Source organism: Sorangium sp. So ce375, from assembly GCF_051473855.1.
In the GTDB taxonomy this organism is placed as follows: domain Bacteria; phylum Myxococcota_A; class Polyangia; order Polyangiales; family Polyangiaceae; genus Sorangium.
Genome location: NZ_CP150335.1, coordinates 8,727,278 through 8,749,760 on the forward strand (window position 1 = coordinate 8,727,278; position 22,483 = coordinate 8,749,760).

At 72.2% G+C, this 22,483-nt stretch carries 21 protein-coding genes; 12 read left to right on the top strand and 9 right to left on the bottom strand.

Features of this window, described 5'->3' with window-relative positions; all coding sequences use genetic code 11:
- Nucleotides 1–21: 21 nt before the first annotated feature.
- From WME90_RS32435 to WME90_RS32445, 3 genes are all read right to left on the bottom strand, one after another.
- Nucleotides 22–915 carry a Uma2 family endonuclease gene (locus tag WME90_RS32435; RefSeq protein WP_437275911.1) on the bottom strand — a complete coding sequence of 298 codons (894 nt, stop codon included), beginning with the start codon at nt 913–915 and terminating at the stop codon, nt 22–24.
- Nucleotides 916–933: 18 nt separating this feature from the next.
- Nucleotides 934–1,197 (bottom strand): hypothetical protein, encoded by a 264-nt coding sequence (locus tag WME90_RS32440; protein ID WP_437275912.1) that lies wholly within the window; start codon nt 1,195–1,197, stop codon nt 934–936.
- 79 nt (nt 1,198–1,276) lie between these two features.
- A complete protein-coding gene (locus WME90_RS32445) occupies nt 1,277–3,139 on the bottom strand; it encodes an alpha/beta fold hydrolase (protein ID WP_437275913.1) in 1,863 nt (620 codons plus the stop codon).
- Between the two features lie 57 nt (nt 3,140–3,196).
- Between WME90_RS32445 and WME90_RS32450 the strand changes: the two genes are divergently transcribed.
- The gene (locus tag WME90_RS32450; protein ID WP_437275914.1) at nt 3,197–4,147 is read left to right on the top strand and encodes a LysR family transcriptional regulator; all 951 of its coding nucleotides are present in this window, start codon (nt 3,197–3,199) and stop codon (nt 4,145–4,147) included.
- Between the two features lie 54 nt (nt 4,148–4,201).
- Here the strand turns inward: WME90_RS32450 and WME90_RS32455 are convergent, their stop codons facing one another.
- From WME90_RS32455 to WME90_RS32465, 3 genes are all read right to left on the bottom strand, one after another.
- Complete coding sequence (locus WME90_RS32455; protein ID WP_437275915.1) at nt 4,202–4,879, bottom strand: hypothetical protein; 678 nt, start codon at nt 4,877–4,879, stop codon at nt 4,202–4,204.
- Between the two features lie 1,103 nt (nt 4,880–5,982).
- Nucleotides 5,983–6,513 carry a methylated-DNA--[protein]-cysteine S-methyltransferase gene (locus WME90_RS32460; RefSeq protein ID WP_437275916.1) on the bottom strand — a complete coding sequence of 177 codons (531 nt, stop codon included), beginning with the start codon at nt 6,511–6,513 and terminating at the stop codon, nt 5,983–5,985.
- On the bottom strand, nt 6,494–8,008 hold the full coding sequence (locus WME90_RS32465; protein ID WP_437275917.1) for an AlkA N-terminal domain-containing protein: 1,515 nt from the start codon (nt 8,006–8,008) through the stop codon (nt 6,494–6,496). Before WME90_RS32465 ends, WME90_RS32460 begins: the two co-directional genes overlap by 20 nt.
- A gap of 185 nt (nt 8,009–8,193) precedes the next feature.
- Here WME90_RS32465 and WME90_RS32470 point away from each other — a divergent pair, with 185 nt between their 5' ends.
- A complete protein-coding gene (locus WME90_RS32470) occupies nt 8,194–9,243 on the top strand; it encodes a Glu/Leu/Phe/Val dehydrogenase dimerization domain-containing protein (protein ID WP_437275918.1) in 1,050 nt (349 codons plus the stop codon).
- A 3-nt stretch (nt 9,244–9,246) separates the two neighbouring features.
- On the opposite strand, the gene WME90_RS32475 is transcribed toward WME90_RS32470, so the two are convergent.
- Nucleotides 9,247–10,995, bottom strand: a complete 1,749-nt coding sequence (locus WME90_RS32475; RefSeq protein WP_437275919.1) for a carbon starvation CstA family protein — start codon at nt 10,993–10,995, stop codon at nt 9,247–9,249.
- Nucleotides 10,996–11,225: 230 nt separating this feature from the next.
- Between WME90_RS32475 and WME90_RS32480 the strand changes: the two genes are divergently transcribed.
- A complete protein-coding gene (locus tag WME90_RS32480; RefSeq protein ID WP_437275920.1) occupies nt 11,226–11,798 on the top strand; it encodes a Uma2 family endonuclease in 573 nt (190 codons plus the stop codon).
- A gap of 92 nt (nt 11,799–11,890) precedes the next feature.
- Here the strand turns inward: WME90_RS32480 and WME90_RS32485 are convergent, their stop codons facing one another.
- Together WME90_RS32485 and WME90_RS32490 are read right to left on the bottom strand one after the other, a co-directional pair.
- The gene (locus WME90_RS32485; RefSeq protein WP_437275921.1) at nt 11,891–12,694 is read right to left on the bottom strand and encodes an SDR family NAD(P)-dependent oxidoreductase; all 804 of its coding nucleotides are present in this window, start codon (nt 12,692–12,694) and stop codon (nt 11,891–11,893) included.
- A gap of 393 nt (nt 12,695–13,087) precedes the next feature.
- Nucleotides 13,088–13,645 carry a DJ-1 family glyoxalase III gene (locus WME90_RS32490; RefSeq protein ID WP_437275922.1) on the bottom strand — a complete coding sequence of 186 codons (558 nt, stop codon included), beginning with the start codon at nt 13,643–13,645 and terminating at the stop codon, nt 13,088–13,090.
- Between the two features lie 252 nt (nt 13,646–13,897).
- On the opposite strand from WME90_RS32490, the gene WME90_RS32495 reads away from it, so the two are divergent.
- The 9 genes from WME90_RS32495 to WME90_RS32535 all read left to right on the top strand — a co-directional run bounded on the left by WME90_RS32495 (nt 13,898) and on the right by WME90_RS32535 (nt 22,164).
- Nucleotides 13,898–16,471, top strand: a complete 2,574-nt coding sequence (locus WME90_RS32495; RefSeq protein ID WP_437275923.1) for an SUMF1/EgtB/PvdO family nonheme iron enzyme — start codon at nt 13,898–13,900, stop codon at nt 16,469–16,471.
- A 410-nt stretch (nt 16,472–16,881) separates the two neighbouring features.
- On the top strand, nt 16,882–17,454 hold the full coding sequence (locus WME90_RS32500) for a DUF4255 domain-containing protein (RefSeq protein WP_437275924.1): 573 nt from the start codon (nt 16,882–16,884) through the stop codon (nt 17,452–17,454).
- Between the two features lie 8 nt (nt 17,455–17,462).
- Nucleotides 17,463–18,095, top strand: coding sequence for a carboxypeptidase regulatory-like domain-containing protein (locus WME90_RS32505; RefSeq protein WP_437275925.1), 633 nt, complete (start codon nt 17,463–17,465; stop codon nt 18,093–18,095).
- Between the two features lie 36 nt (nt 18,096–18,131).
- A complete protein-coding gene (locus WME90_RS32510) occupies nt 18,132–19,328 on the top strand; it encodes a phage tail sheath family protein (RefSeq protein WP_437275926.1) in 1,197 nt (398 codons plus the stop codon).
- A gap of 16 nt (nt 19,329–19,344) precedes the next feature.
- The gene (locus WME90_RS32515; protein WP_437275927.1) at nt 19,345–20,598 is read left to right on the top strand and encodes a phage tail sheath family protein; all 1,254 of its coding nucleotides are present in this window, start codon (nt 19,345–19,347) and stop codon (nt 20,596–20,598) included.
- 46 nt (nt 20,599–20,644) lie between these two features.
- The gene (locus tag WME90_RS32520) at nt 20,645–21,079 is read left to right on the top strand and encodes a phage tail protein (protein WP_437275928.1); all 435 of its coding nucleotides are present in this window, start codon (nt 20,645–20,647) and stop codon (nt 21,077–21,079) included.
- Nucleotides 21,073–21,456, top strand: a complete 384-nt coding sequence (locus WME90_RS32525) for a phage tail assembly protein (RefSeq protein WP_437275929.1) — start codon at nt 21,073–21,075, stop codon at nt 21,454–21,456. The genes WME90_RS32520 and WME90_RS32525 overlap by 7 nt, the downstream gene beginning before the upstream one ends.
- The gene (locus WME90_RS32530) at nt 21,453–21,623 is read left to right on the top strand and encodes a DUF6760 family protein (protein WP_437283685.1); all 171 of its coding nucleotides are present in this window, start codon (nt 21,453–21,455) and stop codon (nt 21,621–21,623) included. Before WME90_RS32525 ends, WME90_RS32530 begins: the two co-directional genes overlap by 4 nt.
- 13 nt (nt 21,624–21,636) lie before the next feature.
- Nucleotides 21,637–22,164, top strand: a complete 528-nt coding sequence (locus WME90_RS32535; protein WP_437275930.1) for a phage tail protein — start codon at nt 21,637–21,639, stop codon at nt 22,162–22,164.
- The last annotated feature ends 319 nt before the right edge of the window (nt 22,165–22,483 follow it).

Consider the following 22,483-nt stretch of genomic DNA (forward strand, 5'->3'; position numbering starts at 1 on the left):
AGCGGCCGCGCGCTACCAGGGTCAAGGCCAACGTCGTTCGCGCTTGAGCTGCTCGCGCAGGGTGGAGAGCTCCGGTCCGGCCATGGCCTCGAGGGTCGCCTCGCGTTCCGGTGACAGGGCGATGCCGAGCACCTCGCAAAGATCCCGCACCGCGATCCGCAGTCCCTGAATGTGCCCTTCTTTCCTGCCCTCGTTTCTGCCTTCTTTCCTGCCCTCGTTTCTGCCTGCTTTCCTGCCCTCGTTTCTGCCTTCTTTCCTGCCTTCTTCCCGGACCGCCTCGATGTCTTCATAACCCCTGCGCTGGAGCAGGTTGCGCAGGGTCGCCTCGTGCGCGGCCTCGCGGTCGTAGAGCGCCTCGACGAGCACCGGGTTCTTCAGCACGCCCGGCGCGAGCAGCGCCTCGCCCGGCAAGGCGACCCGCGCCGGCAGGCGCCGGGGCGTCTGCGCGCGGGCGCTCGCCTGCGACCTGCGCTCCGGCGCCTTCTGCCTGGCCGAGATGGAGGCATCATAGACCTCGACGCGACGTGCGCCTTGAAGGCGCACCACCCAGATCCAGCGCGTGCCGGCCGCCAAGAGCTCGTCTATCTTGTTCTGCAGCTCCACCTCGTCCTGGCCGGTGTCCGCGTACTCGACGGCGAGCGGCGGCGCTTCGGTAGCCCAGCCGGGCTCGTCCGGGATAGGGCCCACGGCGATGTCGGGGGCGCGCAGCATCTCCGGCTGCGGCGAGACGCCGAGATCGACGGCGGCGGCCTCGGCGAGCGGATCGCTGTCCAGCACGCCGAACCCGGTGCCGTTGCGCCGGCCGCCGCGGCGACCGCTGGGCAGGCACTCGACTACCCGGCCCTCCGACAGCTCGTAGGGGTCTCCCGGGCGGAGCTGGTCGGCGGTGACGGGGTGGCGGGGCGGCGCGGTCATCGAAATTCTCATATGGATCTATTCCGGGTAGGGCCCGGCGTCCATCAGGCCGCGTGCGAGCCGACGTGGCCAGACGTCTGGCTGTCCGTGGGCAGACGTGTGGCTGTCCGCCTGCGTGGACGGACACCGCACGACGGCCGCGCGCTTACAGGGTGAAGACCAGCGTCGTTCGCGCATGAGCTGCTCGCGATACGCGGCCTCGGCGCGGAAGCGCGCATTGTCGTCGTTCAGGGCAAACCAGCCGGAGCCCGAGAGGCGGACCGAGCGCAGGCGCAGATCCATGCCCGGCACGAAAAACGTTCGGTAGGCGAACGTGGGGTCGTAAACCGCGGGCACACCGGATCTCGCGCCGGTGATCGTGTCACACGGCGCGAGGGTCGAGCGGGGCGTGGCCGAGAGGATCCGCGCCGTCGGTCGAAGCGTGCTTGGCGGTCCCCACCTTCGCGAGGAAGCGGTTCACCGCCGCGGCGACCTCGGCCGTGTGCGTGAGGTGCGGGTTGTGCCCCGCGCCCTCGATGCAGACGATCTCGGCGCCCGGGACGTCGACCACGAGCGGCTCGCGCGCGGCGTGCACGATCAGCATCGGGAGGCCGCGCGCCGCGATCGCGCCGATCGCGCCGCGCAGCGCGGCTCGGCGTCGCTCCGCGGTCGCCGCGGCGAGCGCCCGCGCGACGCGGAGCGCGCCTCCCCGGCGCGAGAGCGCCGCGCGCGCGGCGATCGCGGCAGGCGACGGATCTCCCCCCGACACGAGGCGGCGTTCGATCTCGGCGGGCCCGAGGCGCGCGAGCGCGAGCGCGACGATCCGGGGGAAACGCAGGAAAAGAGGCGCCGGCGCGGTGAGGAAGGCCGGCGCGATCAGCACCAGCGCCGAGACGTCGCGCGGGTGCGCGGCCGCGTGCTCGACCGCGACGCCCGCGCCGAGCGAGTGCCCCACGAGCACCGCGGGCGCGCGGCGCGGGCCGAGGATCTCGCCGAGCCAAGCGCGATCGAGGCTGCGCGACGGACCCGAGCGGCCGAGGCCTGGCAGATCGATCCGCGCGCTCTCGCGATCGAGGCTTTGCGCGAGCGGCGCCATCGCCTCGGCGTCGAAGGGCAACCCATGCAGGAGGACGACGTCGGCGCCGCTCGGATCGCCGGCGGTGAAGATCCCGCCGCGAAGACTCGCCGCGGGGACGGGCGGCTGCTCGAGGAAGCGCGTGGCCACGAGGTGCTCGCACCAGCGCGCGAGCGCGGCCGCGAGCGGCGGGTGGCGGAGCTTCATCGCCGCGGCGTGCGCGTCGCCCGCCGCGGTGTCGTAACGGTCCTCGGAGAGGAAGCCCAGGCTCTCGCGGTGAACCCCGGTCAGCGCCGACGGCAGGGCGCGGAGGATCGAGACGGGGACGGCGCGGCGAGGCAGCGCGACGCCGAGGTGCTGCGCCACGCGGGCGAGCAGCTCGAAGAGCGGCGGGCTCGCAGGATCGAAGACGACGAGATCCCGCCCCACGGTCGCGTCGGACTCGGGGACGGTGGCGAGGTACTCCGCGAGGTAATCCACGGTCACCACCGGGACGAAGGTGCGGGGCGAGCCCGCGAGCGCGGGGAGCTCGCCCTCGTAGAGGCGCTTCACCGTGTCGCCGAGCCCGGTGAGCTGCACGGTCTCGCCGGTCCGCGAGTCGCCGATCACCGAGCTCGGGTGCACCGCGGTCCAGGGCACGCCGAGCTCGCGCGCGCGGGCGCGGAAGGCGGCGTGCGCCTCGAATTTCGATCCCTCGTACGCACCCGAGGCGTACGCCGCGCGGAGCGCCTCCTCGTCCAGCGCGGCGGGGTCGACGCGGGACATGCGGTAGCCGCCGAGGAACACGAAGCGCGCGAGCGCGGGCCTTCGCGCGGCCCAGGCCAGCGCGTGACGCGTGCCGTCGACGTTGGCACGCCGCGCGTCCTCCGCGCCGAGCCCGAAGGCGAAGCGCGCGGCCAGGTGGTAGACGACGCGCACCGCGGGGAGCTCCTGCGAGAGGCCAAGCCCCGGCGCCTCGACGTCCCCCTCGACGACCGTGAGGCGGCCCGCGTCCCCGCCGAGGCGCGCGACGAAGCGCGAGAGCTCCGCCTCTCTTTCGCGAGCGCCGCGCACCAGCGCCGCGACCGATCGCCCCCGCCGCGTCAGCGCGGCGAGCAACCAGCGGCCGACGAACCCCGTCGCGCCCGTGACCAGGATCTCTGCTCCTCTCGCCCTCTCGTCGTAGCTCATGCCCCGAGGATGGACGCGACGATGTATGATGAAAACTGAAGCTTGGTCATACCAGCCATGAGCGATTTCGATATCCGCCGGATCAACCTCAACCTGCTCCCCGCGCTCGAAGCGCTGCTCGAAACGCGGAGCGTGAGCGCTGCTGCTCGCAAGACCCACGTGTCGCAGTCGGCGATGAGCCACTCGTTGGCCAAGCTGCGCGAGGTGCTGGGCGACCCGCTGCTCGTCCCCTCGGGCCGCAGTCTGGTGCCGACCCCGCGCGCCGCGCGGATGCGCGAGGGCGTGTCCGCGGCGCTCGACGCGCTCGCGCGCGCCGTCGCGCCTGCGCGGGCCTTTTCGCCCGCTGACACCCAGCGGACCTTCCGCATCGCGACGCTCGACTACTTCGAGTTCGTGATGCTAGGGGATCTCCTTGCGTACCTGCGTGCGCACGCGCCCGGCGCCGGGCTGTGGATCGAGCGCTTCACGAGCGCGAGCGTGCCGGCGCTCGAGGCCGGCGAGATCGACGTGGCGCTCGTGGGCGACGCCTCCATCGCGCGCCAGCCCGGGCTCTGCCGCGCGGAGCTGTTCCACGACCCGTTCACGGTGATGCTGCGCCGCGATCACCCCGCCGCCCGGCGCCGCTCGCTCACGCTCGACGCATACCTCTCGTACCCGCACGTGGTGGTGACCGTCGAGGGCCGGATGGACGGCGCCGTCGACCGCGCGCTGGAGCGCGTCGGCGCCCGTCGCAACGTCGCGGTGCGCGTGCCGCATTTCGCGACTGCGCCGCTCGCGGTGCTCGAGTCCGACGCGATCTGCACCATCGCCACCAGCGTCGCCCTGCGCGCGCAGGCGCTGCACGGCGTGGCGCTGCGCCCGCCGCCGATCGAGCTTCCCAGCACGCCCATCTGCGCGGTGTGGTCGAAGCGCGTGGATGAAGACGAGGGGTGCCGCTGGCTCCGCGACATCTTCCTCGCGGGCCGCGCCGTGCCGAAGCGGCTGCGCGCGCCGATGACGCGGCGCTGAGGGCGACAAGCTTCTGTCGGAGCTCCTGGCTCGACCGAAGCCCTGACCGGGGCGTCAGCGCCCCGCGCGCCGGCGACGATCGATGAGCGCGGTCACGATCGGGAACAGCGGCAGCGCCATCAGCACGTAAAACCCCGGCTCATCGAGCGCGGGCCCGCGCGGCCGGTAGATGCCGCCGCCGAGCAGACACGTCGCGAGGTACGCCACCAGGATGGCCGCCCCGCACAGGCTCCACAGCCGCAGGTCGATCGGTGCGGGCGACGAGGCACGCGCGGCCCGCGGCGTGGCGTCCGGCGCGTCGAGGACGCCGCGCCACCGCTCGACGTCCCACAGCGCCAGCCCGACCAGGCCCGCGAACATCAGCGTGACGACCATCGCCGTCGGGACGACCGCCGTGCTCCAGCAGAACGCCAGGATCGCGCCTGTCACCGGCAGCGCCATGAATGCGCCGGCCGTCGCGAACCGCTGCGTCATGAGCAGCGTCGCGGCCACCAGCTGGACCACGCCCACGAACGTGTAGAAGTGCCCGGTCGCGTGGAACGCGTGCAAGAACTCGTGGAACGGGCCGCGATTCCCCGGGTCCGTGAACGGCTCGCCGAGGATCTTCTTCAGCCCCGCCGGCAGGAACGCGAAGCCGATCAGGATGCGCAGGTTCACCACGGCGAGGTGCGCCCACCGGCGCTGCCGGAGCCAGGCGACCATCACCTCGATGCGGTCCATCACGGAGTCCACGGGCCGCTCAGTGTAGCCGCCCCGCCGCGCCGCGCCGCGCCGCGGATCTGCTAGAGCGCCGGACAGGTTGAAACTTCCCTGAATTCAATGGGTGGCGAGCCCTACCCGACCTTCCAGGAAGCAAGCTCCAAGCACAACGAATGCGGGAAAGAGAGCAACCGCAAGGGCGCAAGGGGCGCAAGGGACCAGAGATGAGATATTTTCTTGCCTTCCCCTTGCGCCCCTCGCGCCCTTGCGGTTGCTCTTCCCTTCTGTTGATTCTCGGAACTCCAACGTGATCGCTGCGCTAGCCCTGCAGAGGCTCGACGTCCGACCTCGATCTCCCCGCGCGTCTCGCCGCGTACCGCGGGGAGCGGCTCGTGTGTAGATCCTGGCGGTCCGAGAAAGTGCGGCGAGCGTGTCCTGTCGACGAGGATCCGGTCGCTGTTTCCAGTCCTCCCGGAGCAGGGGCCCATAGCTCAAGGAAGTGTCACCGCAGCTCCCGGTCAGAAGTGTTACCAGGGCTCCGCTCGTACACTGCGCAGCTCCCGCGACCCTCCTGCGCAGGCCCGGCGACCCTCCTGCGCGGCATCGGCTCCCTCCTGCGCAGCCTCGGCGGTCCTGCAGCGCAGCCCCGGCAGCCCTGCTGCGCAGCCTCGGCGCTCGCCTGCGCAGCCCCCTCGACCCTCCTGCGCACCCACTTTGGTGTTCTATCGCACGATCGTGTGGCTCCTGCGCGGCCCCGGCAACCCTCCTGCGCACCCATTTGGAGTTCCTATCGTGCGATCGCGTGGCTCCCGCGCGGCCCCGGCAGCCCTCCTGCGCACCCATTTGGGCGTCCTATCGTGCGATCGCGTGGCTCCACTGTGCAGCCCCAGCGCCCCTCTGCGCGCCCAGTTGGTGCCCTGGGTGATCATGGCTCGACGCCTGCCCGTGGCCGTCGCCGCTGCTGTGCAGCCTCGGCGTCCGCTCGCGCGGCGCCTCTATCTCCTTGCGAGCTTGCGACGAAAGCGTCGGTAGGGTGCTCTCCTGTGACCCGAAGCCTCGGCGGCGCCGATTTCCCCATTGAGCGAGTCTTGACCAGCTGGATGGACTTCGGATCCCGGGCGCCGTCGAGGAAGCGACTATCCGACGATCGCGGCGCTGCGCGGAGCGAGGAAGCAGGCGCCTTCGTGCGCGAGCAGCCACCGCTTCCTCTCCAGGCCGCCGGCATACCCCGTGAGCTCTCCGCCGGCCCCGATGACCCGGTGGCACGGGATGATCAGACAGACCGGATTCCGGCCGTTCGCCAGGCCGACAGCGCGCGACGCCGACGGCTGGCCGAGCGACGCCGCGACCTCCCCGTAAGCGCGCGTCGCGCCAGGCGGGATGCGCCGGACCTCCGCCCACACGCGGCGCTGGAAGCCGGTGCCGCCGGGCTCGACGGGGACGTCGGAGAGCGCGGCGAGATCGCCGCCTAGATAGGCCCTCATCCGGCTGGAGAAGCCGCAGGGATCCGCGGCGCCGTGGAGCGCGACGGCGCCATAACGCGCCTCCAGCGACCCGCGGAGGCGCGATCCGTAGTCCGCGAAATCCAGGCCGTGAATCGCGCCCCCCCCGACGGCCAGGAGAATGACGCCGATGGGCGACTCCACCTCATCCAGCGAGAGATCCATCCGATATCTCCTTCTCTGCGGGCCGCGCTCCCTGCGCGTCCGCCGTCCACAACAACACCGCTGCGTAGGCGCGCCACGGGCGCCACGCCTCGGCCATCGCCGCGAGATCTGCGCCAGAGACGCCGCCGAGCGCGCGCCGCAGGCCCAGATCCGTGGCCGGGAACGCGTCCGGCTCGCGCAGCGCGCGCATCGCGATGTAGTGCGCGGTCCACGCGCCGACGCCCGGCACCTCGCAGAGCGCGCGCACCGTCTCCTCCAGGCCGCGCGAGGCGTCGAGCGCGACCTCGCCACGGGCGACGCGCGCGGCGAGCGCGGTGATCGTCGCGGCGCGCGCGCGCGGCAGGCCGAGATCCGTCAGATCGGCCGCGGCGAGCGCCTCGGGCGTCGGGAAGACGAAGCGGAGCCCCTCGGCGCCCTCGGGCAGGCCGCCGCGCACCGCGAGCGGCTCCCCGTGCCGCTCGACGAGGCGGCCCGCGAGCTGCGTCGCGGCGCGGACGCTGACCTGCTGGCCCAGGATCGCCCGCACCGCGAGCTCGAAGCCGTCCCACGCGCCGGGCACGCGCACGCCCGGCATCGCCGCGACCCGCGGGGCGAGCCGCGGATCGGCCCCGAGGTGCGCGGCGATCGCGTCGGGATCGGCGCCGAGGTCGAAGAGCCGCCGGAGCCGCTCCGCGCAGTGGATCAGCCCCTCGGTGCCGGGCAGCCTCAGCCGCGCGAGGAGGTACGGCTCGCCGGGCTCGGGGCGCACCTCGATGACGCCGTGCCCGCCGGCGACGCGCACCGTGCGGCGGTACACGCCGGGGCCCGCCGACTCCACGCCGGGGATCGCGCGCGCCCCGAGGAAGCCCGCGAGCGCGCCCCAGTCGAGCGGCGGGCGGAACGGGAGGCGGAGCGCGATGTCGGGCGCGCCGCCCGCCGCTCCCCCACCCCGCTTCGCTACGGCCTTTCGCAGCTCGCGCGGCGTGCGCGCGTAGGTCTCGCGGATCGCGTCGTTGAAGCGCCGGACGCTCGAGAACCCAGCCGAGAGCGCCACCTCGGTCATCGAGAGCGCGGTCTCGTCGAGGAGCTTCTTCGCGAAGAGCAGGCGCCGCGTCTGCGCCACCGCGAGCGGCGAGGCGCCCACGTGCCGCAGGAAGAGCCGCCTCAGGTGGCGCTCGCCCACGCCGAGCCGCGCGGCGAGCGCCGGGGCGTCCGCGTCGTCGAGCGCCCCCTCCGCGATGAGCCGGAGCGCGCGCGAGACGAGCGCCGACGTGCCCAGCCACGCGGGTGTGCCGGGCGAGGCCTCGGGGCGGCAGCGGAGGCACGGGCGAAAGCCGGCCTCCTGCGCGGCGGCCGCCGAGGGGAAGAACACGCAGCGCTCCCGCTTCGGCGTGCGCGCGGGGCAGATCGGGCGGCAGTAGATGCCCGTCGATCGCACGCCCGTGAAGAAGCGGCCGTCGAAGCGACGGTCGCGGGTCTCCAGCGCTCGGTAACACGCGTCCTCGTCGAGCCGCATGCAGAGCGTCGTAGCGCGGGTGGCGCCGCGGCTCTGGCGCTTTTCGGACCTGTGAGGGCGGACGGCCCCGCCGCCCCTGGCCGTCCCGGCCCGACAGGGCGTCCCGGCTCGCCGGGCCGCCGCGCCGCGGGCCGCCCACCGAGCGCGCCGGCCCAGGCGCCGCGGAATGGTACGCTCGGCGTGGCATGAAGAGCGTGTTCGACACCCTTGCCGCCCTGGGGCACGAGCAGGTGCTGTTCTGCTCGGACGAGCCCGCGGGCTACCGCGCGATCATCGCGATCCACAGCACGGCGCTGGGCCCGGCGCTCGGCGGCACGCGGCTCCTCGCGTACGCGAGCGACGAGGAGGCGCTCGTGGACGCGCTGCGCCTGTCGCGCGGCATGACCTACAAGAACGCGCTCGCCGGGATGGACGTCGGCGGCGGCAAGGCGGTCGTCCTCCGCAGGGGCGCGGAGCCGCTCGACCGGGAGAGGCTGTTCCGCGCGCACGGGCGCTTCATCGAGCGCCTCGGCGGCAGGTTCATCACGGGCGAGGACGTGGGCACCACCCCCGCGGACATGGAGCTCATCCGGCGCGAGACGCGCCACGTGAAGGGCCTCGCCAGCGAGGGGGGCGACCCGTCGCCGTGGACCGCGCGGGGCGTGCTCCGCGCGATCCAGGCCGCCGCCCGCCACCGCTGGGGCAGCGACGAGCTCGCGGGCCGGACCGTCGCGCTCCAGGGCTGCGGCAGCGTCGGCAGCCGGCTCGCGGCGGAGCTCCACCGGCTCGGCGCGCGGCTCCTCGTCGCGGACGTCGACCCGGATCGCGCCCGCCACGTCGCGGCCGAGCTCGGCGCCACGATCGTCCCGCCGGACGCGATCGCGTCGGTCCAGGCCGACGTCTTCGCCCCGTGCGCGCTGGGCGGCGTCCTCGACGACCGCGCCGTGCAGGCGCTGAGGGCCGAGATCGTCGCCGGCGCGGCCAACAACCAGCTCCTCGAGCCGCGCCACGGCGACGCGCTCGCCGCGCGGGGCGTCCTCTACGTTCCCGACGTCGTGGCCAACGCAGGCGGCGTGCTGAGCGGCGGCGCGGATCTCTTCGGCTGGTCCAGCGCCGAGGTCTACCGGCGGGTCCACGCGATCCACGACACCGTCCTCCGGGTCCTCGAGATGGCGGCGAGCGACGGCGTGTCCCCGCAGCTCGCCGCCGAGCGGCTGGCCGAGGCGCGCCTGCAGGAGCGCGCGGCGGCCGGTTGATCGCTACCGCGTCACCGCTCCTGGCCCAGGCGCCGGCTCCGTGGCCGGGCCGTTCTTCAGCGCCTTCGCCGACTCGACCATCAGCGACACCGCGAGCCCGATCAGCGCGAGCCCCACGACGCCGTTCATCGTCGTCGCGTTCAGCGCGAGCCCCTCGGTCCGCACGGCGGCGAACGCGGTACGCACCTGGAGGATGAGGGCCCACACCGTGATCGTCATGACGAACACCATCGGGATCGCCGTGTACCAGATGCGCCGCTTCTCGCGGTGCAGCCAGACGGTGACCGCGAGGAGCGTCAGCGCCGCGAGCAGCTGGTTGCTCGTGCCGAACAGCGTCCAGAAGTCGAGGTACGCGGGCCGAACGCCGGGCGCGGGCGGGCGCGCGGTCATGATGAACAGCGTGGGCGGCGCCAGCGAGATCGCGGTCGCGGCCGCCGACGCCACGCGCCCCTTCCAGCTGAACAGCTCCTGGAGGATGTAGCGGGCGAGGCGCGTCGAGACGTCGAGCGTGTCGAACACGAAGGTGGAGAACGCCATGGCGCCGAACGTCGCGGCGAACAGGAAGTGCTCCTTGCCGATGATCACGGTAAGGAACTTGCCGATCCCGTCGCCGTAGATCTTGCCCGGCCCGGGCAGCTTCGTCCCCTGCGCCACGATGACGAGCGTCGCGAGCGCGATCAGCGCGACGAACGCCTCGGCCAGCATCGCGCCGTAGCCCACCGAGTGGGTGTGCGACTCCTTCGAGATCTGCTTCGACGTCGTCCCCGAGCAGACGAGCCCGTGGAAGCCGGAGCAGGCGCCGCAGGCGATGGTGACGAACAGGAACGGGAAGAGCATGCCCGTCGCGCCGCCGGCGTTGAACGTGGTGAACGCGGGCTGCCGCAGCTCGAACTCCCCCGGATAACGGAGGTTTCCAAAGAAGATCCCGATCACGCCGACCGCGAGCGCGATGTAGAGGACGAACCCGCCCAGGTAGCCGCGCGGCTGGAGGAGCAGCCAGACCGGCAGGAGGGAGGCGATGAGGCAATAGACGAGGATGATGAGGCCGAACGCGCGCTGCGGGTTGTCGAGCGGCAGCACGAACGCGGTCGAGATCTTCGTGCCGAGCCAGACGACGCCGAGGGTCGCGGGCACGAAGATGAGCGTGGTGAGCCACAGCTTCGGCTTGAGGTACCGCTCGACCACGCCCATCACGATGGAGAGGCCGAGGTAGGCGGCGCTCGCCGCGGCGACGGCGCCGCCGGGGTTGAACTGGAACGAGCCGCCCTCGAACTCCTCGGTCTTGCCGACGAAGGTGCTCGCCGTGATGTCCGTGAACGCGACGATCACGTAGGAGAGCGCGAGCCAGATGAAGATCATCATCGACAGCCAGGCGCGCCGGCCGATGTGCCGCTTCGCGATCTCGGCGACGCTCTCGGCCTCGTGGCGGACGCTCGCGATGAGCGCGGAGAAGTCGTGCACCGCGCCGATGAACACGACGCCGAGCGCGATCCAGAGGATGCACGGGAGCCACCCGAACGCCTGGCCGGCGAGGATCGGGCCCGCGATCGGCCCGGCGGCGGCGATGGCGCTGAAGTGCTGCCCGAAGAGGTAGAACGGCTTCGTGGGGACGTAGTCCTCGCCGTCGTTCACCTTGACCGCGGGCGTCACGACGCCGTCGTCGAGCGCGTAGTTGCGCGCGACGACCCTCCCGTAGAAGCGGTAGCCAAGGCACAGCACGACGATGACGGTCAGAGCGAGCAGCGGCAGCACGCGGCGGAGTATAAGGCCATCCGCGGGCGGCGGTGATCTGGCAAACGAGGGCGCCGGAGGGGCGCCGGCCGGGCGGCTCGGCCCAACCCTGGCGATCGCGAGGGGCTGCAGGAGCGGCCCTGAGCCACCCTCGCCTGGCGCGCTCCGGGGCGGTCTCACGATGCACCGGTGCTCCACGTCGCCGCGGGCGCCTGGCCGCCTCTCCCGTTCCGCTGGGCTATGCTGGCGCCATGGCCGAAGCCGCAAGGGATCTGCCGAAGACGTGGGAGGATCTCGACGCCGTGCCCGAGGACTACGTCGGCGAGATCATCGGCGGTGAGCTCGTGATGCACCCGCGGCCGAACGATCCTCACTCGGCCGCGCAGTCGAACCTGACAAGCCTGCTCGGGGGGCCCTTCCGGTTCGGGAAAGACGGCGGCCCCGGGGGCTGGGTCTTCCGTGTCGAGCCGCGCATCGATTTTGGCGGCGACATTCGCGTGCCCGACCTCGCCGGATGGCACCGCACGCGCTTCGCGGCGCCCAGGAAAGGGCCTCTCACGGTCATCCCGGACTGGATCTGCGAGGTGCTCTCCGGCGACAGCACGGCCGCGACCGATCGCAGCGAGAAGATGCCGCTCTACGCCGCGAGCGGCGTGAGCCATCTGTGGCTCGCCGATCCAGAGCTGCGGACCCTCGAGGTCTTCCGGCTGCTCGGGGGGAAGTGGCTGCTCGTCGACACGTTCCACGGAAACGTGGAGGTGCGGGCCGAGCCGTTCGACGCGATCGAGCTCGATCTCGCGCCGCTCTGGGACGAGGGCGCATAGCCTCGCTGGAGGGCGAATGGCTTCGTCCGCGTCCCCGAGGGGCGGCGCAGGGCGCCGGCCGGGAGCCCTCGGCCTTCAGACACGCTCCGCCCTCAGCGGCTGGCTTGCAACGTGTCCCAGTAGCTGTGCAGGCCGCGCATGTTGTTCCCGCCGTCGACGAAGACCGTATCGCCGGTGATCCAGCGCGACTCCTCGCTGCAGAGGAACGAGACCACGGGCGCCACGTCGGCCGTCTCCCCGATCCGCCCGAGCGGCGTGCGCTCGAGGAACCTCTCTGCGCTGAGCCCCGCCGTGAGCCCGATCTCGTCGACGAGCGGGGTCCGGATGAGCCCCGGCGCCACCACGTTCACCCGGATGCCGTGGCGCCCGAGCTCGGACGCGGCCACCTTGGTGAGCTGCGCGAGGGCCGCCTTCGAGGCGCAGTAGTGCGACAGGCCGTCGGTCGCCAGGACCTGGTTGATGGAGGTGATGTTGACGAAGGCGCCCGGCTGTTTCGCGGCGATGAGGCCGCGGGCCACCGCCTTCATGAAGAGGAAAGGGCCCTTCAGGTTGACGTCGAGGACGCGGTCGAAGTCCTCCTCCGGCAGGTCCGTCAGGAGCGCGAGCGTGGCGATCCCCGCGTTGTTCACGAGGATCCCCGGTAATCCGAACGCCGACGTCGCCGCCTCGACGGCGCGCGATACGTCCTCGGCGCGGGACGCGTCGCCCAGGAAGGGCAGCGCGCGCGCCGCGCCGTCGGCCGCGCGGTTCAGCTCCTCGGCCGCCGCCTCGACCTTGGCCGCCGTCCGGCCGAAGAGCAGCACGTTGCTGCCGCGACTCATGAGGTCTTTCGCGATCCCGAGACCGATCCCCTGACCACCCCCGGTAACGATCGCGCTCTTGGAAATAAGCTTCATATCGAACTCCCTCCGTGGATGCGGAAAGTAAATACAATTTCCTTGATTGCCTAGAACCGTCACACGGACATGACACGTTCGGGAGAGGTCTCGTGAGCCGCCGAGGGGGTCTCGTGAACGAAGACCCGGGTCTCGTGAGCCGCCGAGGGGCTCTCGCGAACGAAGACCCGGGTCTCGTGAGCCGCCGAGGGGCTCTCGCGAACGAAGACCCGGGTCCTCGTGACCGCCACCGACCCCGCCGCGCGGCCTCGAGACCCCGGATCGCGGTCGCTGGAGCCGCCCTCCCGAGGGCGCGAGCCGGAAATACGATCGGCCGAGCGCTGCCCGCGCTCGCCAGGCCCGCGCCACGAGACACGCGACCCCGAGCTTCGGCCGGCCGAGCGGCGATCTCGCTCAGGCCGGCAGCATCATCGGCGCCCGCACCTTCGCCGCGATTTCCTCGCCGCGGAGCCGCGCGACGAGCGCGAGCGCGAACGCCATCGCGGTGCCCGGCCCCTGGCTCGTGACGAGCTGCCCGTCCTCGACGACCGGCCTCGCGACGAGCGCGCCGTGCGCCGACACAACGTCGTTCACGGACGGGTGGCACGTCATCCTCCGACCCTGGAAGAGCCCGTGCGACGCCAGCGCGATCGGCGCGGCGCAGATCGCCGCGACGAGCCGGCCAGCCTGCGCCTGCGCGTGAAGGCGCTCCCCGACGGCCGGCGCGCCGGCCAGCCGGTCGGCCCCGCCCTTGCCGCCCGGGAGGACCACCACGTCGAAGTCGCCCGTCACCGCCGAGAGATCCACGTCCGGCACGAGGCGCACCCCGCGGCTGCAGCGCACCGGACCCGGGCCATCGAGCCCGGCGAGGACGACCTCGACCTCGGCGCGGCGCAGGACGTCGACGATGATCGTCGTTTCCATCTCCTCGGCGCCCTCGGCCAGGATCACGAGCGCTCGCGGCGTCTTCATGAGCGCGGGCATGGCGCCGCGCGCCGCCGGATGCAAGTCGGATACGACCCGTACGCTGGCGGTACCCTGGCCCGACGCAAGCCGGACGCTCGCCGGAACGAGCGCGGAACGAGCGCGGAACGAGGGCGGAACGAGCGCATGCGGGCCGATGCGAGCCGATGCGAGCGCGCCCGAGCGCGTGCGCGCGCCCTGCCGAGGCGGGCGGCGCTGAAGCCCCTTTGCCTGGGGGCGTCGACGCGCTAGGAGCGGGGCATGGCGGAGCCGTCCGACGATCCGTTCGGCCTCTCGGGGCAGACCATCGAGGGGAAGTACCGCGTCGCCGCCGTCATCGGCGACGGCGGGTTCGGCGTCGTCTACCGCGGGATGCACGAGGGCTTCGGCGAGCTCATCGCGATCAAGTGCCTGAAGCTGCCGACCTCGCTCGACATCGCAGAGCGCGACGCGCTGCTCGAGACGCTGCGGGGCGAGGGGCGGATCCTGCACCGGCTGTCGCGGGCCACCTCGGGCATCGTGCAGGCGCTCGACGTCGGCGCGTTCACCACGCAGGCCGGCGTGTGGGTGCCCTACCTGGTGCTGGAGTGGCTGGAGGGCCAGACGCTCGGGCAATACCTCCGGGACCGGCGCGAGCGGGGCGAGGCCGGCATGTCGATCGCCGAGGCGATCCAGCTGCTCACGCCCGCCGCGCGCGCGCTCGCCGTCGCGCACGCGCACAAGGTCGCGCACCGGGACGTGAAGCCGGCGAACCTGTTCCTCACCCACGTCGGCGGGGCGCGGACGCTGAAGGTGCTCGACTTCGGCATCGCCAAGGTGCTGTCCGACCACCCCACGTTCACCGAGGCGCTCGCCGCGACCCGGCAGGGGCCGAGCGCGTTCACGCCGCGCTACGGCGCGCCCGAGCAGTTCAACAAGGCCCGCGGCGCGACGGGCCCGTGGACCGACGTGTTCGCGCTCGCGCTCATCTTCGTCGAGCTCGTGAGCGGCAAGCGCGCCCTGGAGGGGGACGACCCAACGCAGCTCTACATCGCCTCGGCCGACCCGGCGGTGCGCCCGACGCTGCGCGCGCGCGGGCTCCCCGAGGCGCCGGAGGCGATCGAGCGCGTGCTCGACAAGGCGCTCGCGATCGAGCCCAAGCACCGCTTCACGAGCGCGGGCGAGTTCTGGGACGCGCTCTCGGCCGCGGCGAGCGGCGAGCGCGCGGGGGCTCTCGCCGGCCGCGGCGCTCCCTCCGCGGAGCACGCGGCGGGGCTGTCGACCGCGGAGTACGCGGCCGCTCAGGGGCTCGGCGTGGCCGTCGGGCCGAGCGAGCCGACGATGCTCGCCGACGCGCACGCGCCCGCCCCGGCGCGGCCCGCCGTCGTCAAGGTGAGCCACGGCGGGAACGCGCCGGCGAACGCCGGCATGGGCGGCTCGCCGGCCGCCGGCGCGACGGGCGGCGCGGCGCCTCGGACGGGAGGCGCGGCCGCGGCCGCGGCCGGCGCGCTGGCGACGGGAGGCTCCAGGACCGCGCAGGTCGAAGACTCCATGATCGAGACGGTCGCGCCCGCCAGGCACCCCGCGGCCGGCGCGCCGCCCCCGCACCCCGGCGCGGCCGCGCACCTGCCGCCCGCGGCGGGCGGGCCGCCGCACGCAGCGCCGCCGCACGCAGCGCCGCCGTACGCCGCTCCGCCGTACGCCGCTCCGCCGTACGCCGCGCCGCCGCACGCCGCGCCGCCGCACGCCGCGCCGCCGGTCGCTGCGCCGCCGCGCCGCCGAAGCACCGCGCGCGCGGCGCTTCCCTGGTTCGTGGCGGCGCTCGTGCTCGGCGGCGCCGGCGCGACGGCGTACGTCCTCACGCGGGCGCCCGAGAAGAAGCCGGCGCGGGCGCCGGCAGCGCGCACCACCGCGGCATCGTCGGCCGGCCACGCCCCGACGGCCGCCGCGGTCGGCGCGGCGCTCGCGACCGCCGCGCCGACCGCGAGCGCCTCGGCCCCGGCGCCTTCCGCCGCGCCCGCCGAGCCCGCGGCGCCGCCGGCGGACATGGTCTTCATCGGGCCCATCTCGACCACGATCGGCGCCGCGGGCGAGGCGCGCCAGGTGACGCTCACCCGCGGGTTCTACATCGATCGCAACGAGGTGACCGTCCGCGCCTACCGGGCGTGCATGCAGCAGCGCATGTGCGGGCCGGCGGATCACGTCTCGCTGACGCCCGAGCTCCTGCCCGGCGCGAAGGCGCCGGCGGCGCCCGAGGAGCAGCGGGAGGTCGAGCTCTGGACGCGGCGCTGCAACGAGCCCCGCAACGCGACCGGGCACCCGATCAACTGCGTCGACTACTCCCAGGCCGAGAGCTACTGCCGCTTCCGCGGCCGGCGGCTGCCCACCGAGGCGGAGTGGGAGGTCGCCGCGCGCGGCGCGGCCGGCCGGGCCTTCGTCTGGGGCGACGACGCGCCGACCTGCGAGCGCGCCTGTTACGATCGCAACGAGGGCTGCCTCGCGCGCGGCACCGAGGTCGCGACCTGCGCGTCCGGCGCCCACCCGAGCGATCGCACCCCGGAGGGCATCTACGATCTCGCCGGCAACGTGTCCGAGTGGGTCTCGGACGGCCTCGTCTTCCCGCCGCCCGGGGGCGAGAACCCGCAGGGCGACCCGTCCTTCCCGCTCAAGGTGGTGCGCGGCGGCAGCTTCCTGGACGGCCCCGAGAAGCTCTCCGCCACGTACCGCACCGCCGCGGCGCCCGTGACGGCGCACGCGTGGATCGGCTTCCGCTGCGCCATGGATGCGCCGGCGCAGGACGGCGCCGCCGCGCAGCCGCCCGCCCCCGCGCAGCCGGCAGCGCCGGCCGCGCAGTGAGCGGCGGCGCCCTGAGCTGAAGCGCCGCGCCCCTCGTCGTCCCGGCCGCGAGCCCGGATCCGGCGCCGTGCGTCCGGCGATCACCGATCCGACGGGACGCGCGCGGTCCGATTCGCTCGATTCCTGGGCGCTTTCTCTGAATCCTGGGTGGATTGAACGGGTTCCCAGGGTCGATTCTCTCGATATGGCTTTTCATGAACCGAAATCGAGGAATCAAACTCCTGATTGGGCTTTTGTTTAGGGGTGCCTGAAAAAATCCCCCGCCAAACATCACCCTCCCCCCGCCAAACAAAAACCACCATCGCCCTTCTCTCCGCCCTTGACAGCCGTGCCCACGTCCTCCGAGCATGGCTTCCGTCCATCGTTGTTCACGGGCTGACCGACGCGAGGGACACGCGAGGCGGGGACGAATGTTTCATGACCTGGACAGCACGCTAGCCGAGCTGCTCAAGCGGGAGCTCTCGCCGGCGCTCGTCGAGCAGGTGAGCATCAGCTTTGCGACGCCCGACGGACAATTTCCGCCTTCCACCGTTCCCCTGCCCGCCATCGACCTCTTCTTGTACGAGATCAACGAGAACCGCGATCTGCGCAGCCACGAGCCGGAGATGGAGCGGCTCTCGGGGGGGCGCGTCGTGCGCACGCCCGCGCCGGCGCGCGTCGATTGCCACTACCTCATCACCGCCTGGGCCAAGGTAGGCGTGCAACAGCCGGAGCAGGACGAACACAGGCTGCTCGGCGAGGTCATGCGCGTCCTTCTCCGCCACAAGGAGATCCCCCGCGAAGCCCTCCGCGGATCCCTCAAGGCACAGCCGCTCCCCGTCCGCGCGCGCGTCTCCCCGCCGAGCAATCAGCAGAGCCGCGGCGATTTCTGGCAGGCCCTCGGAGGCAAACCCAAAGCGGCGTTTCACTACACCCTGACCATCGCGATGGACGTCAAAGAGCCCGAAGACGCCGGCTCCGTCGGCTTCACGAGCGGAGGCTAGCGTCACCGATGGGGGGATTTCTTCGCATCAAGCCAGCCGTCCACCGCGTCGCCATCGCTGGCAAGGTGATCGACGCGTTGACCTCGCAGCCGATCGCCGGCGCAATCGCGTCGATCACCGCGAGCCCCGGCGCGTTCCAGCGCGCGCTCGCGATTCACGCGCAGCAGCGCCGAGCGCGCGAGGACGACGCCACCGCCCGCCCGGATCGCGCGGTGGCGGCGGCCGACGGCTGCTTTTGCTTCGCCGACCTGCCCGACGGCGCGTATACCGTCTCGATCGCGGCCCCGGCCGGGCTGCGTTATGGCGTCGTCGCCCGAGCGTTCACCGTGAAACGCGACGCCGAAGGGAACATCGCCGCTTCGATCGTGGCGATCCCGCTGCCACCGACCGGGGCGCGCGGGCTCGTCAAGGCCAGCGATACGTCGCTGCCGCTCCCGCTCGCCCGCGTCCGCGTCGAGGGCGGCGCGGAGACGGCCTATTGCGACGCAGCCGGCCGCTTCGTGGTCAGCGGCGTCCAGGAAGGCGCGCGCCGCCTCTCGATCAGCGCCTCCGGATATCGCCGCGACGCCATCGCGGCCCAGATCTCGCCAGGACAAATCGTCGACGTCGGAATCATCCTTTTGCAGCCCGCCGGGGCATAACGCTGTACGAGCACCAAAGTCGTGGAGTGAGACATCATGGCGGACTATTCCAGTAAAGCACCGGGAGTCTACGTCGAGCAGGTCCCCTCGGGCTCGGCCCCTATCGGCGGCGTCGGCACCAGCACCGCCGGCTTCGTCGGCGTCGTGCCGGATTCGGTCACCATGCCCGAAGGTCAAACCATCGCGAAGGTCGGCGAGGTCAAGCTCGTCACCAATTTCACCGAATTCAAGAATTCTTTCGGCGATTTCTCGAAGGACCGCGGCCAGAGCCTCCTCGCCCACGCGGTCTACGGGTTCTTCCTTAACGGCGGAACGCGCTGCTGGGTCACGCGCGTCGCCCCCACCGCCCCGGCGGGCGGCGGCGAAGTCGACTATGGCACGATCCCGATCGCCGACGCGCTCGCGCTCTTCGAGCCCATCGAGGAGATCGCCATCGTCGCGGCCCCGGGCCTCTCCTCGAAGATCCAGACGGGCGCCCTCTCCGCCCATTGCGAGAAGGTGGAGACCCGCGTCGCCGTGCTCGACACCCCCGAGACGCTCGAGACCGACGGAGGACAGCCGGATTTCGGCGTGAAGCTCGCCAAGAACGGCGCCGCGATGCCCGACAACTCGGATTTCGCCGCGCTCTACTTCCCCTGGATCCAGGTCTACGATCCGGCCTCGAAGAAGCCCAAGTTCGTCCCGCCGAGCGGCCACGTCGCGGGCATCTACGCGCGCGTCGACGCGCAGCGCGGCGTCCACAAGGCGCCCGCGAACGAGACCGTGCTCGGCGCGCTCGAGACGAAATACGCCATCAGCCGCGCGCAGCAGGACGGCCTCAACGCCCACGGCGTCAACTGCATCCGCCGCATGAACGGCAACATCCGCGTCTGGGGCGCCCGCACCGTCGGCGGCTCCGCGAACACCGAGTTCATGTACCTCAACGTGCGCCGCGTCTTCAATTACCTGCGCGGCTCCATCGATCAGGGCACACAGTGGGCCGTGTTCGAACCGAACGATCCCGACCTCTGGGCGAAGATCACCCGGAACGTCACCGCGTTCCTCACGAACGTTTGGAACGCGGGCGCCCTCTTCGGGAGCAAGGCCGAGCAGGCGTTCTATGTGAAATGTGACGCCGAGACGAACCCGCCCTCGCTCCGCGACATCGGCCAGGTGACGACGGAGATCGGCGTCGCGATCACGCGGCCGGCCGAGTTCGTCGTGTTCAAGCTCGGGCAGAAGGCCGAGAGCTAGGCGCGCGGTGCCGCTCGTGGTCGGGAATCGAGCGCCGGGGGTCCACCTCGAGCAGGTGGCGAGCCGCCCTTCGCCCGTCCTCGAGACGGGCGTGCCGGCGTTCGTCGGCGCTCGCCCGTCGGGCCTCCGCCCGGGGCTCCAAGACCTCGCCGGCAAGCTCGGGCTCGCGGCGCTGTACGGGGAAGAGCCGCGACCCGTAACGCTCGACGCCTCCACGTTCACGATCCTCGACGGGGCCCTCGGCGCGGCCTGGGCCGATGGTCTTCTGGGCTTCGCCGTGCGCGGCTTCTTCGAAAATGGCGGGCGGCGCTGCCACGTCCTCCTCCACGCGCCCGGCGGCTTCGAAGCGGCGCTCGCGCGGCTCGAGGCGCTCGACGATTTCGACGTCGTCTGTGCGCCCGACACCGCCGGCGCGCCCGACAGCCAGAGCGCCGCCCCGGCGCAGGAGCAGATCCTCGATCTCTGCGCGAAGCGGCCCGGGTGCTTCGCGCTGCTCGACGCCCCGGGGACGCGCCTGCCCAATCCTTCGGTCACCGCGGCCGCCATCGTCGCGAGGGCGAAGGCCATCCGCCAGGACCGGCCCCGCGAGTCTCGCTTCAACGGCGCGCTGTATGGCCCTTGGATCAAGGTGGGCGGGGCGTGCCCCACGTGCGCGGGCAAGGGCTGCGCGAGCTGCGCCGGGACGGGCCAGGGCCTCGTGCCGCCGAGCGGGCACATCGCCGGCGTCCTCTCACGGCTCGATCACCGCATCGGCGTCCACCGGGCCCCCGCGAACGAGCCCCTCGAGGGCGCGCTCGACGTGCAGCTCGCGCTCGACGACCCGGCGATCGCGGAGCTCAACGCGGCCGGCTTGAACTGCGTCCGAGCGCTCCCGGGGCGCGGCATCCGGCCTTGGGGCGCGCGCACGCTCACGCCCGACGATGCCCATTTCGCGCACGTCAACGCGCGCCGCACGTACCTCACCGTCGCGCGCTGGCTCGAGCTCGCGGCCGCGGACATGACGTTCGAGCCGAACGATCTGCGCCTGTGGCTGCGCATCAATCGGCAAGTGACGGCGTTCCTCGACGGCCTCTACCGCCGCGGGGCGCTCCAGGGCGCGACGCCCGTCGAGGCGTTTTACGTGAAATGCGACGAAGAGACCAACCCGCCCGCGCTGCGGGAGCGCGGCATGATGGTGGCGGAGATCGGCCTCTCCCTCGCGCGGCCCAGCGAGTTCATCGTGCTGCGCCTCCTGACGGGCGCCGGGAGCGCCGCCGTGACCGGCGCTTGAGACTTTCGAGAGTGCGATAGCGATTTTCCGAGAGGAGCGTTCCACGATGGATCGAAAAGACCCGTTTGGTGGCTACAACTTCGCAGTGGAGATGGACGGGATCACCCGCATGGGCTTCAAGCAGTGCTCGGGCCTCGACAGCTCGACGGCGGCGACGAAATACCGCGAGGGGACGGACCCGACGCTCGCGCCGCGGCAGATCCCCGGCATGCTGTCGTTCTCGCACATCACGCTCCAGCGCGGCATCACCGACGATCACGCGCTCTGGGATTGGCGCGACAGCGTGGCCAAGGGCAAGGCCGTCCGCCGCACCATTTCGATCATCCTGCGCGACGAGGCCGGCAACGAGAAGATCCGCTGGAACATCAAGAATTGCTGGCCGAGCAAATGGTCCGGCCCGGCGTTCGACGCGACGAGCGACGCGATCGCCATCGAGACGCTCGAGCTCGCGCACGAGGGGGTCGAGGTCCAGAAATGGTAGTCGGCTCTCCCGAGCGACCCGTGGACTTTCCGTTCACGTTGCCGAACGGGTACGTGGGCCCGGACGGCGTCGTGCACCGCGACGGCGCGATGCGGCTCTCGACGGCGTACGACGAGATCGCGCCGCTCAAGGATCCGCGCGTGCAGAGCAATCCGGGGTATCTCGTGATCATCCTGCTCTCGCGCGTCGTGGTGCGGCTCGGGTCGCTCGAGTTCATCAACCCCAAGGTCATCGAGGGGCTCCTCTCCGGCGACTTCATCTTCCTGCAGGGCTTCTATCGGCGCATCAACGAGCAGGGGCACGCGCGGCTCGTCGTCGCCTGCCCGCACTGCCAGGGCGAGTTCGAGGTGGAGACTCGAGCCATGGGGGAAGCCTGAGCTACCCCTCGGAACGCCTCTCCGAGGAGGTAGCTTATCTCTCCCATTACCTGCACTGGACGTACGACGAGGTCATGAAGTTGGATCACCGCGAGAGGCAGCGGTGGGTGGCCGAGGTGGCGCGCATGAACACTCGAATCAACGAAGCATCCGCGAAGAGCGGCTGAACGGAGCGAGCCCGTGTTTGGTCTGCCCTTCGGAGTCAACGCCCTCTTCGCCCTCTCGGGGGCGAGGCTCGATCCGTACCTCGGCTACAACTTCCTCGTCGAGGTGGACGGCCTTCTCGTCGGCGGGTTCCGCGACGTCCGCGGGCTCGAGGCGAGCGTCGAGGTCAAGGAGTACGCCGAGGGCGGCGTGAATGGGTACATCCACAAGCTGCCGGGGGAGACGCGGTTTCCGAACCTCGTCCTCTCTCGCGGGCTCACCGATCTCGACACGCTCTGGGTGTGGTTCAACGACGTGTCGGAGGGCGTGATCACGCGCCGGAACCTCAGCATCCTCCTGCTCGATCAGGAGCGCTTGCCGGCGATGTGGTGGGACGTTCGGGACGCGCTCCCCGTCAAATGGACCGGGCCGCAGCTCCAGGGCGCCGCCGGGACCGAGGTGGCCGCCGAGTCGATCGAGCTCGTCCATCGCGGGATCACCAAGCCCACGGCGAGCCGCGTCTTGTCAGCGGTCCGCGCGGCCGGGTCGCTGATCTCCGGGTGACCATGGAGGAGCGATCCGCACCCCAGGCCTGGCTCGAGGGCGTCGATCCGGCGCTCCTCCGGCGCTTGTTACGGCCGCTCCTTGGGCCGGGGGTGATCTCGTTCGCGATTGCTCGGCGCATCGTGGCTTGGGTCGATTTCTTTTCGGGGCGCCTCCCGCTCCTGGGCGATCTTTCGAAGCGTCGGGGCCAGGGAGGGACGTTGCGCGTGAACGATCTGCCGCTCGTCCATGCGCGTTGGGTGACGGGGAACGCGGCGCCGGCGGGCGGGGGCGCCGCGAGGATCGAGAGAGAGCGCGTCGTGGTCCATGCATCGACGCT